This window comes from Reyranella sp., from assembly GCF_004296935.1.
GTDB lineage: Bacteria > Pseudomonadota > Alphaproteobacteria > Reyranellales > Reyranellaceae > Reyranella.
Map to the genome: position 1 here is coordinate 1 of NZ_SCVH01000143.1, position 12136 is coordinate 12136.

The 12136-nt window shown below is 66.7% G+C and carries 11 protein-coding genes; 4 read left to right on the forward strand and 7 right to left on the reverse strand.

What is annotated here, in order from left to right:
* Window positions 1–1062: serine hydrolase domain-containing protein (locus EPO55_RS19900; RefSeq protein ID WP_296338929.1), on the reverse strand; the 1062-nt coding region annotated here is incomplete at its 3' end.
* A 27-nt stretch (window positions 1063–1089) separates the two neighbouring features.
* Window positions 1090–3534 carry a ligase-associated DNA damage response DEXH box helicase gene (locus EPO55_RS19905; RefSeq protein WP_296338930.1) on the reverse strand — a complete coding sequence of 815 codons (2445 nt, stop codon included), beginning with the start codon at window positions 3532–3534 and terminating at the stop codon, window positions 1090–1092.
* Window positions 3535–3562: 28 nt separating this feature from the next.
* On the opposite strand from EPO55_RS19905, the gene EPO55_RS19910 reads away from it, so the two are divergent.
* The 3 genes from EPO55_RS19910 to moaA are packed head-to-tail and all read left to right on the forward strand — an operon-like array spanning window position 3563 to window position 7188.
* Window positions 3563–4582: a ligase-associated DNA damage response exonuclease gene (locus EPO55_RS19910; RefSeq protein ID WP_296338932.1), complete on the forward strand. Its 1020-nt coding sequence runs from the start codon at window positions 3563–3565 to the stop codon at window positions 4580–4582.
* A gap of 3 nt (window positions 4583–4585) precedes the next feature.
* Window positions 4586–6166, forward strand: a complete 1581-nt coding sequence (locus tag EPO55_RS19915) for a cisplatin damage response ATP-dependent DNA ligase (protein WP_296338933.1) — start codon at window positions 4586–4588, stop codon at window positions 6164–6166.
* Between the two features lie 29 nt (window positions 6167–6195).
* Window positions 6196–7188 (forward strand): GTP 3',8-cyclase MoaA, encoded by a 993-nt coding sequence (gene moaA, locus EPO55_RS19920; protein WP_296338934.1) that lies wholly within the window; start codon window positions 6196–6198, stop codon window positions 7186–7188.
* Window positions 7189–7209: 21 nt separating this feature from the next.
* Here the strand turns inward: moaA and EPO55_RS19925 are convergent, their stop codons facing one another.
* The 3 genes from EPO55_RS19925 to EPO55_RS19935 all read right to left on the reverse strand — a co-directional run bounded on the left by EPO55_RS19925 (window position 7210) and on the right by EPO55_RS19935 (window position 9425).
* Window positions 7210–8130: a DMT family transporter gene (locus tag EPO55_RS19925; RefSeq protein WP_296338935.1), complete on the reverse strand. Its 921-nt coding sequence runs from the start codon at window positions 8128–8130 to the stop codon at window positions 7210–7212.
* Between the two features lie 69 nt (window positions 8131–8199).
* The gene (locus EPO55_RS19930) at window positions 8200–8916 is read right to left on the reverse strand and encodes a gamma-glutamylcyclotransferase (protein ID WP_296338937.1); all 717 of its coding nucleotides are present in this window, start codon (window positions 8914–8916) and stop codon (window positions 8200–8202) included.
* A gap of 41 nt (window positions 8917–8957) precedes the next feature.
* The gene (locus tag EPO55_RS19935) at window positions 8958–9425 is read right to left on the reverse strand and encodes a MaoC family dehydratase (protein WP_296338938.1); all 468 of its coding nucleotides are present in this window, start codon (window positions 9423–9425) and stop codon (window positions 8958–8960) included.
* Between the two features lie 254 nt (window positions 9426–9679).
* Between EPO55_RS19935 and EPO55_RS19940 the strand changes: the two genes are divergently transcribed.
* Window positions 9680–10501 (forward strand): enoyl-CoA hydratase, encoded by an 822-nt coding sequence (locus tag EPO55_RS19940; RefSeq protein WP_296338939.1) that lies wholly within the window; start codon window positions 9680–9682, stop codon window positions 10499–10501.
* A gap of 3 nt (window positions 10502–10504) precedes the next feature.
* Here EPO55_RS19940 and EPO55_RS19945 read toward each other — a convergent pair whose 3' ends face one another.
* A complete protein-coding gene (locus EPO55_RS19945; protein WP_296338941.1) occupies window positions 10505–11302 on the reverse strand; it encodes an ABC transporter permease in 798 nt (265 codons plus the stop codon).
* Between the two features lies 1 nt (window position 11303).
* On the reverse strand, window positions 11304–12125 hold the full coding sequence (locus EPO55_RS19950) for an ABC transporter ATP-binding protein (RefSeq protein WP_296338942.1): 822 nt from the start codon (window positions 12123–12125) through the stop codon (window positions 11304–11306).
* Window positions 12126–12136: the final 11 nt, after the last annotated feature.

Consider the following 12136-nt stretch of genomic DNA (forward strand, 5'->3'; position numbering starts at 1 on the left):
GTCGTAGAACGGCAACAGCTGCGTTGCCCATACGCCCGTGACTTTCTTTACCGGATCGATCCAGTAATAGCTGTTGGCGAGTCCGCCCCACGACAGGCTCCCCGCGGCGCGGCGGCCGGGGAAGTCTTGCGGGTTGATCATGAAGGAGAGGCCCCACTTCATGCCGTCGACGAAGTTCATGTCGGTGCTGCGGCCGGGGATCTGGCTCTTGAGCGGCCGGCAGGAAACCTCGCCCATGGCGTTCTTCGACATCAGCGCCACCGTCTCGGGTTTCAGCACCCGCACGCCCTCCAGCTCACCTTGGCCCAGGATCATGCGGGTGAAACGGAGATAGTCGCCGACCGTTGAATAGAGCGCACCACCGCCCATCAGCACTTCAGGAGCCTGGTTGAGTTCGTGGTCCGTGGCGGTGAAGCCGCCGACATCTTTCCTGACATGCACGGCCGCCTTGCGCGGCCGCATCGCGGGTCCGATCCTGAAACCGGTGTCGGGCATCCGAAGCGGATCGAACAGATTTTCCTTCATGTAGCGGTCGAGCTTCATGCCGCTCGCCGCCTCGACCATCAGGCCGGCCCAGTCGATCGAGATCGAGTATTCCCAGCGCTCACCCGGCTCGGCCAACAGCGGCGTGCTCAGCATCTCCATCGAGTTGGGTTTTAGCGGGCCCTTGGCCTGGACATAGCGGAAGATGTCGGCGTCCCAAGTGTCGTAGCCCATGCCGGAGGTGTGGGTCAGCAGATGACGCAGCGTGATCGGCTTTTTGGCCGGCCGTGTCTTCACCGTGCCGTCGGCGCCGACGCTCACCAGCACTTCTTTCCGCGCGATCTCGGGCAGGATTTCGGCGGCCGGCGTGTCCAGGCCGAATTTGCCCTGCTCGACCATTTGCATGGCGGCGGCGCCGGTGATCGCCTTGGTCATCGAGGCGATCCAGATCACGCTGTCGGATTTCAGCGCGCCCGCCGCGCCCTCGAAGATCTTCCCATTGGCGGTCGCGGCCATCGCGGCCACACCCGGTACGTCGCCGGCCTCGACGGCCTGCTTCAAACTGTCAGCAATGCTCATGCGTTTCCTCTGCCCCTGCCGGCGAGACTACGCCAGGTGGGTCGCTTCATCGATCAATTCCTGCGCCGCCATATCCAGGAGCTCGTCGTCAGCCGTGCCGTCCAGCACTCGCTCGCGCCCAATCTCCAGCAGTACCGGCACCGCCAACGGCGAGATGCGATCGAGCCGCCGGTAGTCGATCCGCCCCTTGGCGCGCCTCAGGAGTTCGCCCAGCCGCTTCAGGTCGGCGAGCTGCCAGGCCGCGTCCTGGCGCGTGGCGCGCAGCAGGATATGGCCGGGCTCGTGCTGGCGCAGCGTGTCGTAGATCAGGTCCGAGCTGAAGGTGACCTGGCGGCGCGACTTTTCCTCGCCGGGAAAGCGCCGCTCGATCAGGCCCGCGATCACCGCGACGTTGCGGAAGGAACGCCGCAGCATGGTCGATTCGTCCATCCATGCCTCGAGATCGTCGCCCAGCATGTCCTCGTCGAACAGCTGGTCGAGCTGCGCCTTCGTGGGCGGCCGCAGCCCCCAGAGGCCGAGCACATAGTCGGTGGCGACGAACCCCAGCGGTCTTAGCCCCATGCGCTCCATGCGCCGCGTCAGCAGCATGCCCAGGGTCTGATGCGCGTTCCGGCCTTCGAAGCAATAGGCCACGATGAACTGCTTGCCGCCCCTCGGGAATCCCTCGATCAGCAATCGGTCGGCCTGGGGCAGACCCGAGCGCCAGCGCTGGATATCGAGCCACTGGCGCACCTCGGCCGGCAACTTGGGGTGCCGCGAGGGGTCCTGCAGGATGCCGCGGACGCGGTCGGCCAGGAATGTCGAGAGCGGCAGGCGGCCGCCACCGTAGGCCGGCACCTTGGGATCGCCGCCCGTTGCCAGCGAGCATTGCGCCATCAGCTCCTTCACGCCCTCGAAGCGCAACAACCGGCCGGCGAAGGTGAAAGTGTCGCCCGGCACCAGCCCCTGGATGAACGCCTCCTCGACCTCGCCCAGCACCGGCCCACGCCGCAGCTTCACTTTCAGAAGCGGCAGTTCGACGATGGTGCCGACATTCATGCGGAACTGCCGCGCCACCAGCGGCGAGGCCAGCATCCAGCGCCCACCGGGCATCGCCTTCAACCGGTGCCAGCGGTCGTAGGCCGCCAGTGCGTAGCCGCCCGTGGCCACGAAATCGAAGGTATCGTCGTAGTCCTGGCGCGGCAGGTCGCGGTACGGCTGGGCGCGGCGCACCTCATGGAAGAAAGCCTCGCGGTCGATCGGCTGGGCGCACGCCGTGCCCACGATGTGTTGCGCCAGCACGTCGAGACAGGGTGGCCGCGGCGGGTCGCCGTCCAGCTCGCGCGCCTCGACGGCTTCGAGGGCCGCCAGGGACTCCAGCACCTCGAAGCGGTTGGCCGGCGCGATCATGGCGCGGCTGGGCTCATCCAGCCGGTGGTTGGCGCGGCCGATCCTCTGCATCAGGCGGCTCACGCCCTTGGGCGCACCCATCTGGATCACGAGATCGACATTGCCCCAGTCGATGCCGAGGTCGAGCGACGACGTCGCCACCACGGCGCGGAGCTTGCCTGCGGCCATCGCCGCCTCGACCTTGCGGCGCTGCTCGACGGCGAGCGACCCGTGATGCAGCCCGATCGGCAGATTGTCCTCGTTGATCCGCCACAGCCCATCGAAGGCGAGTTCGGCCTGGGCACGGGTGTTGACGAAGATGATCGAGGTCTTGTGGTGGCGGATGATGTTGTAGATTTCGGGTACCGCGTGCCGACCCATGTGGCCGCCCCAGGGGATGCGCTCGTGGGCGTCGATGATCGTCACCACCGGTTGGGCTCCCGGCTCGCCCCGCACGATTTCGACCGGTTCGTCGCGCAGCCGCAGGTAGTCGGCCAGCGCCGGCGGATCCGCCACCGTGGCCGAGAGGCCGACGAATCGCGCCTGCGGTGCCAGCGCCGCCACCCGTGCCAGACAAAGCGCCAGGTGATGTCCGCGCTTGGTCGTGGCGAAGGCGTGCAGCTCGTCGATGATCACGCATTTCAGGCTGGCGAAGAATTTCGCCGCGTCGAGGTAGCTCAGCAGCAGCGCCAGCGACTCCGGCGTCGTCATCAGCAGATCCGGCGGCCGCTCGCGCTGGCGCAGGCGGCGGCTCTGCGGCGTGTCGCCGGTCCGGCTCTCGGCCCGCACCGGCAGTTTCATCTCGGCGATCGGCGTCTCGAGGTTGCGCTTGATATCGGTCGCCAGCGCCTTGAGCGGCGAGATGTAGAGAGTATGCAGCTCGCCCTTGCCCTTGGCGTGAGCCAGATCCTCGCCCTTGCGGCGACGCTCCGTGAGCTCGATCAGCGACGGCAGGAAGCCCGCCAGGGTCTTGCCGCCGCCGGTCGGTGCAATCAGCAGCGCGCTCTTGCCCTCAGCCGCGAGATCGACCAGGGCAAGCTGATGCGGCCGGGGCGCCCAGCCGCGGCTTTCGAACCAGCGTGCAAACAGATCGGGAAGAACCATATCTCTTGGGTAAGATGCACCCGTCCCGATGGCAACCGACACCCTAAATCCCCGTAGCTGGCTCTATCCGACGCCGCGCGGCCTCTACTGCGAACCTGGCGACTTCTATGTCGACCCCGCCGTGGCGGTGGCGCGCGCCGTGATCACCCATGGCCACGGCGACCATGCCCGTCCCGGCCATCGCGCCGCGCTGGCCACGTCCGAAACGCTCGCCATCATGCGCGCCCGCTTCGAGGATATGCCGAACACCACGCAACAGCCGCTGGCCTATGGCGAAACCGTCCGTCTCGGCGAGGTCGACGTTCGCCTGGCGCCCGCCGGTCATATCCTGGGGTCAGCGCAAGCAGTGCTGACATTCAAGGGGCAGCGCACCGTGGTCTCGGGCGATTTCAAGCGCCGCGCCGACCCGACCTGTCCGCCTTTCGAGCCGGTGCCGTGCGACGTCTTCATCACCGAGGCCACCTTCGCCCTGCCCGTCTTCCACCATCCCTCCGATGCCGGCGAGATCGGCAAGCTGTTGCGCTCGGTCGCCACCTTCCCCGAGCGCACGCATCTGGTGGGCGTCTATGCGCTCGGCAAATGCCAGCGCGTGATCAAACTCCTGCGGGCCGCCGGCTATGACCGGCGCATCTGGCTGCACGGTGGCCTGCTGTCCCTCTGCAAGCTCTACCAGGACCACGGAATCGATCTCGGCGACGTGGCGCCCGTCTCCGACGCCATCCTCGAAACCTTCAAGGGCGCCATCGTACTCTGCCCGCCCTCGGCCATGACCGACCGCTGGTCCCGGCGCTTCGCCGATCCGGTCGCCGCCATATGCTCGGGCTGGATGGGCGTGCGCGCCCGCGCCCGCCAGCGCGGCGCAGAACTGCCGCTGGTGATCTCCGACCACGCCGACTGGCCAGAACTGACGCAGACCCTGAAGGACGTGGGTGCGCCCAAGGTCTGGGTGACGCACGGTCGCGAGGAAGCGCTGGTCCACTATGCGCGCTCGATCGGCATCGATGCCGAGGCGCTGCATCTTGCCGGTCGCGAGGAAGAAGGCGCCTGAGCCGTGCAGACCTTTGCCCAGCTTCTCGATTCGCTTTCCTTCGAATCGGCGCGCAACGCCAAGCTCCGGCTGATCGAGACCTATCTGCGCGCGGTCCCGGATCCGGACCGCGGCTGGGCCCTGGCGGCGCTGACCGGCGGGCTCGACTTTCCCGCCGCCAAGCCGGCGCTGCTGCGCGGCTTCGGCCAGGACAAGATCGGGCACGAGCTGTTTGCCCTCTCCTACGACTATGTCGGCGATCTCGCCGAGACGCTGGCGCTGATCTGGGGGACCAATCCCGCCGCTGGACCGCCGCCCAGCCTGGGCGAAGTCGTGGAGACTTTGCAGCGCGCCACCAAGACCCAGACACCGGCGATCCTGAAGCGCTGGCTGGACGCGCTCGATTCGACCGGCCGTTGGGCGCTGCTGAAACTGCTCACGGGCGCATTGCGGGTAGGTGTATCGGCTCGCCTCGCCAAGCAGGCGGCCGCCAACATCGGCAACCAACCGGTCGACGCCGTGGGGGAGATCTGGCACGGCCTCACGCCGCCCTACCGGCCGCTGTTCGATTGGCTCTTGCAGGGCGCGCCCCGGCCCAGCAGCAACGCCGGCGGCGCCTTCCTGCCGCCGATGCTGGCCAATCCCATCGACCGCACCGAACTCGACACGCTCGACCCGGCACACTTCCGTGCCGAATGGAAATGGGACGGCATTCGCGTCCAGGTCGCGGCCTCGGGCGGCGTGACGCGGCTCTATAGCCGCGCGGGCGAAGACATCTCCAGCTCCTTTCCCGACATCGTCGAGGCGATCGATTTCGAGGGCGTGTTCGACGGCGAGTTGCTGGTCCGCCGCGAGGAGGCCGTGGCGCCGTTCAACGACCTGCAGCAGCGCCTCAACCGCAAGAGCGTGACACCGAAGATGCTGAAGGAACATCCGGCCCACGTCAGGCTCTACGACGTACTCCAACTCGAAGGCGAAGATCTGCGTGGCCTGCCCTTCGACCAACGCCGCGCCCGCCTCGAAGCCTGGATGGCGCTCGCGCCACGGGCCCGCTTCGACCTCTCGCCGCTCGTGACCTTCCAGGACTGGGCCCATCTCTCCGAGCTGCGGGAAGCCATGAAGAGCGACGGCATCGAGGGGCTGATGCTGAAGCGTGCCGACAGCGGCTACCTCGCCGGCCGGCCCAAAGGGCCATGGTTCAAGTGGAAGCGCGATCCCATGTTGGCCGACTGCGTGCTGATGTATGCCCAGCGTGGCCACGGCAAGAGGAGCTCTTTCTATTCCGACTTCACCTTCGGCTGCTGGCGGGACGGCGCCGAGGGCAAGCGCGCGTTGGCGCCGGTCGGCAAGGCCTACTTCGGCTTCACCGACGAGGAGCTGCGCTGGCTCGACAAGTGGGTGCGCGACCACACGACGAACCGCTTCGGCCCGGTGCGCGAGGTGACGCAGGAGCTGGTGCTGGAAGTGGCTTTCGACGGCATCGCCCGGTCCAGCCGCCACAAATCTGGCCTGGCCCTGCGTTTTCCCCGTATCCATCGTATCCGTAGGGATAAGCCTGCCGCTGAAGCCGACACCGTCGACGCCCTCCTGCGGCTCTTGCCGTAAGAGGCCTGCAACACCATTATCTGGACGTCATGATCGACCCGTTTGGCCGCCATATTTCCTACCTCCGCGTCTCCGTGACGGACCGCTGCGATTTCCGCTGCGTCTACTGCATGGCCGAGGACATGACCTTCCTGCCCAAGGCGGAAGTGCTGTCGCTCGAGGAGCTGGAGCGGCTGTGCGGCGCCTTCGTGCGCCGTGGCGTGAAGAAGCTGCGCCTGACCGGCGGCGAGCCGCTGGTGCGCAAGAACGTGATGTCGCTGTTCCGCGGCCTCGGCCGCCATCTCGACAGTGGCGCGCTGGAAGAGCTGACGCTCACCACCAACGGCAGCCAGCTCGCGAAGTACGCCAAGGAACTGGCCGCCATCGGCGTGCGCCGCGTGAACGTCTCGATGGACACGCTCGATCCCGCCAAGTTCCGCGAATTGACGCGCTGGGGCGATCTCGACCAGGTAATGCGCGGCCTCGACGCCGCCCAGCAGGCCGGCCTTCACGTCAAGATCAACGCCGTGGCCTTGCGCGGCGTGAACGACATGAAATTCGACGAGTTGATCCGCTTCAGCCATGGCCGGGGCATGGACCTGGTCCTGATCGAAGTCATGCCGATGGGCGAGATCGGCGCCGACGCCCGGCTCGACCAGTATCTGCCGCTGTCGCTGGCGCGAACCGAGATCGCCAAGCACTTCACGTTGAGCGAGACCGACTACCACACCGGCGGGCCCGCCCGTTACTTCAAGGTCGAGGAGACCGGCGGGCGGCTGGGCTTCATCACGCCGCTCACCCACAATTTCTGCGAAAGCTGCAACCGCGTCCGTCTCACCTGCACCGGCACGCTCTACATGTGCCTCGGCCAGGAAGACGCTGCCGACCTGCGCGGCCCGTTGCGGGCCTCCGAGAGCGACGAGATCCTCGACCAGGCGATCACCGCGGCGATCGCGCGCAAGCCCAAGGGCCATGACTTCATCATCGATCGCCGCCACACCGGCCCCGCCGTCCCCCGCCACATGAGCGTGACGGGCGGCTGATCGAGAAGCGGCCCGGCCTCGTCAGGGCGCAGGCTGCGACGGGGTGCTCTTGATCCTGGCCCGACGCACCGCCTCGCGGTGCGAGATGTAGAGCGCGCTGGCGAAGATCACCGCCGCACCGACGAAGGTCCAGACATCGGGCTGCTGGAAGAACAGGAAATAGCCCAGCAGCGTATTCCAGATCAGCGACAGGAAGCCGATGGGCTGCAGCAGGGTGATGTCGGCCAGTTGATAGCCGCGTTGCTGGCAGACATGGCCGAGCGTGCCGGCGAGGCCTGCCGCCACGAACCACAAGAGGTCGACCCAGCCCGGCGTCTGCCAGAACCAGATGGCCACCGGCGCGGCACAGATCACGATCACGATGTTCTGCCAGATCACGATGGTGTTGGCCGAGTCGGTGCGGGCCAGCGCCTTGGAAATCAGGTTCGAGGCCGAGAAGATCGGCGTCGAGACCAGGATGCAGATGACACCGAGGTGAATCTCGCCGAAGCCCGGCCGAATGATGATCATGGCGCCGGCGAAACCCACGATGACGGCGATCCAGCGCCTGAGGCGCACGTCCTCGGCCAGGAACAGCGCCGCACCGATGGTGACGAAGATCGGTCCCGTGAAACCGAGCGCCGTGATCTCGGCCAGGGTCGTGAGCGGGAGCGCCACGAACCACAGCATCATGCCGGCGGTATGGATGGCGCCGCGCGAAACGTGCAGGCCGAGGCGATTGGTGTGAAGCGACCGGTAGAGGCCGAGGCGGAACACGACGGGCAGCAGGATCAGTGCGCCGAAGAAGTAGCGCAGGAACGCCATGACGAAGGGATTTAGATGCTGCGCCGGAATCAGCGTGAAGACGTTCAGCAGCGCGAACAGCAGCCCCGACAGGGCGACCCAGAGGATGCCGCGCAGATTGGGCGGCAGCGCGAGCCAACGGGCGACGAGAGCGGACACGTCGCGACTATGTCACAGCCTCTGCAGTGAAGCACCTTGCCGACGCCGCAGCGACGTCCGGTCCGCGACCTAGGCCTCGCCGACCGCCTCGGTGTCGGGCGGCACCGCGTGAACGACAGGCTCGCCACGCAGATCTGCGACCCGGTGGACGAGTTCCTCGATGTAGGGATCATGGATGCCGAGCGAACGCGCATGCTCGGCGGTATTGGTGAGATAGTCGCGGCAGGCGCCGCGCCGCCCCTCGGCGAAGGCGATGTGATGGGCGGCGCGCTCGATCGGCAGGTCGCCGCAATACTGGCAATGGGCGGTGTCGACCACGAAGGTGACCGCCGTCACGACGCGCCCGTCGCGCAGCCTGGTCGGCACCCAGCGCGCCTGGTAGACGCCCGACAGCATTTCGCGGTTCCACAGGATCGCCAGTTCGCTGCGGACCTGATGCGGCGCCAGGCGATAGGCGATGCCCTCGCAGGAACCGCCGCCTTCGAGCGCCAGCATCAGCCCGGGCAATTCAGGCGTGCCACGGCCGAGTGGCGTCCAGAAGCAGAAGGAACGGCGCCAGCCTTCGACGCTGGAAGGAAGGGCTTCGGCGTACTCAAGCGCCGGATTCCACATCAGCGAGCCGTAGGCGAACACCCACGCTTCTTCGCCCGGCTTGTAGCGCTGCAACGCCTTCTTGAGACTTGCCTCGCGCTCCTCCGATGTCAGGAAGAAATCGTAGCCGGCCTTTCGGGCGTCGGCGACGATCTGATCGATGCGTTCGGAGCTCAGTTCCTCGCGTGTCAGCAAGTCAGCTCCCCCTTACGCCCGGCTACGCGCAGCGCACATTCTCAGGCGCCGTACACGATTGACATGGTCTCGGCGATGCAGGCCGGGCGCTCCTGGCCCTCGACCTCGATCGTAACCTGGTTGGTGAGGCGTACCCCGCCCTTGTCCATCGGATCGGCCGCGATCAGCTTGGCCCGGGCGCGCACCCGCGATCCCGCCGGCACCGGGCTGGTGAAGCGCACCTTGTTGCAGCCGTAGTTGATGCCGTTGCGGACGTTGTTGATGTGCGAAATCTGGTGATTGAGCATCGGGATCAACGACAGCGTCAGGAAGCCGTGGGCGATCGTCTTGCCGCCCGGCATGTCCTTCTTGGCCCGCTCAACGTCGACATGGATCCATTGATGGTCGCCGGTCGCGTCGGCAAAGCGATTGATCCGATCCTGCGAGACCTCGACCCAGTCGCTCACCCCGATCTCCTGGCCGACGAACTTATGCATCTCGTTGGGGTGGGCGAATTCTCTCTTGGCCATTTCCTACCTCGGCGACGGTTTCTTCTCAGCTACTGCAACGATACCACGAGATCGTCTGCTTCCGGTCAAGCTTCCCGTCTGGGGAGAACGCCGGACCGCACGGCGATCCTAATCGAACGCGCCGGCAAGCGGCCGTTCAATCGGGTGCCATTTGTTGCAGGCTGGTGCCATTTGTAGCGGTTTGTCGCATTTGTATCGTCGCTGAGTTTTGCCCATCATGCGAGCAACAAAAATGCACAGGAGGAGACCCGGCGATGGCCTACGAAACCATTCTCTATGACGTCGCCGAGCGCATCTGCACCATCACGCTGAACCGGCCGGACAGGCTGAACGCCTGGACCCGCCAGATGCATCTCGACCTCAAGGACGCCATGCATACGGCCGGCGCCGATCCCGACGTCCGGGCCATCATCCTGACCGGCGCGGGACGCGGCTTCTGCGCCGGTGCCGACATGGGTGGCCTGCAGGCGATCGGCGCCGGCGCCGCCACGGACCGGTCGAGCAAGGCACAGGAGGGCCTGCCCGGCGGCAGCACGCTGGCCGAGTTCAAGATGAACTACTCGTACTTTCCATCGATCCCGAAATTCATCATTGCCGCCATCAACGGCCCGTGCGCCGGACTTGGCCTCGTCATCCCGCTCTACGCCGACCTGCGCTTCGCCTCCGAATCGGCGGTATTCACGACCGCATTCGCCCAGCGCGGCCTGATCGCCGAGCACGGCGTGAGCTGGCTGCTGCCCCGCCTGATCGGCCTGCCGGCGGCGATGGATCTGCTGTGCTCGGCCCGCAAGTTCCGCGCCCCCGAGGCGCTGGCGCTGGGACTGGTGAGCCGGGTCATCGCCGACGACAAGCTGCTAGCGGAAACGCGGGCCTATGCCACGCTGCTTGCCAACACGGTCTCGCCGCGTTCGGTGGCGGTGATGAAACGCCAGCTTTGGGAGGCGGAGTTCCAGACCCTGGCCGAAGCCACGGTACAGGCCAACCACGAGATGGATCTCTCCTTCCAGACCGCCGACTTCAAGGAGGGCGTCGCCCACTTCCTCGAGAAGCGCGCGGCAAGGTTCACGGGCAAGTAACCGCTAGACCTTCTCGGTCTCACCGGCCCGCGGCTGCCAGGTCATCAGGCGGCGCTCGACGGCGCCGACGGCGGTGTCGAGCGCCAGCGCGAAGGCCGTCAGCACGAGGATGCCGGCGAACACGGTGTTGATGTCGAAGGTGCCCTCGGCCTGCAGGATGAGATAGCCGACGCCGCGCGCCGAGCCCAGGTATTCGCCGACCACGGCGCCCACGAAGGCAAGGCCCACGGCATTGTGCAGGCTGGCGAACACCCAGCTCATGGCCGCCGGCAGGTAGATCGAGCGCAGCAGCTGGCGGCGCGAGGCGCCCAGCATGCGGGCGCTGGCGATCAGGTTGGGACTGACCTCGCGCACGCCCTGGTAGACATTGAAGAACACCACGAAGAAGACGAGCGTGACGCCCAGCGCCACCTTCGACCAGATGCCGAGCCCGAACCACACCGCGAAGATCGGCGCCAGCACGACACGCGGCATCGAATTGAAGCCCTTGATATAGGGATCCATCACCGCCGATGCGGTCGGTGACAGCGCCAGCCACAGTCCGATGCCAAGCCCGAAGATCGCCCCGATCGAGAAGCCGAGCGCCGTCTCCAGCAGCGTGACGGCGAGGTGGATGAAGATTTCGCCCGAGACGAACCACTCGACGATGACCCAGAACACCTTCTGCGGCTCGCCGAAGAAGAAGGCGGCGCGGTTGGCCTGCTCGAAATAGAACGGCGGGATCAAGCCGGGCGCCGTCAACAGGTACCAGGCGGCAATCAACAGAACGAGCACCAGGATCTGCAGGGTACGCAGCCGCATGTCAGAGGACCTTCTGCGCTTCATAGGCCTTCAGCACTTCTTCCCGCATGGCGCCCCAGATCTCGCGATGGAGCTTGGCGAAGGCGGGTGTCATGCGGATCTCCGAGACGTCACGCGGCCTGGGCAGGTCGACCCTGAAATCGCCGATTGGCCGCGTCGCCGGTCCCGCCGACAGCACCACGACGCGGTCGGACAGCGCGATCGCCTCCTCGAGGTCGTGGGTGATGAACAGCACCGACTTGCGGTCCTCGGCCCACAGCGCCAGCAGTTCGTTCTCCATGAGCTGCCGGGTCTGCACGTCGAGCGCCGAGAACGGTTCGTCCATCAGCAGGATGTCGGGGCTGAGGATCAGGGTCTGGGCCAGCGCCAGCCGCTTCCTCATGCCACCGGACATCTGGTGCGGATAGCGATCGCCGAAGCCCGCGAGCCCGACCCGGCGCAGCCACGCCTCGCCTTGCACCAGTGCCTCGGCGCGCGCCACGCCGCGAAACTCGAGACCGGCGATGACGTTGTCGATGCCCGATCGCCAGGGCATCAGCGCATCGGCCTGGAACATGTAACCGGCGCGACGATTGACCCCCTCGGTCGACAGCAGGCGCTCGCCGAAGACCTCGACCGTTCCCGACGAGGGTTCAAGCAGGCCCGCCGCCACGTTGAGCAGGGTCGACTTGCCGCAGCCGGTCGGGCCGACCACGGACACGAACTCGCCCTTGGCGACTTCGAGCGTGGCATTGGCGACCGCCGTATAGGCATCGCTTCGCCCATCGCGGGCGGCGAAGCGGCAAGTGATGTCAGCCAGCGCGAGGGCCGGCACGCCGTTCATGGACACGCCGG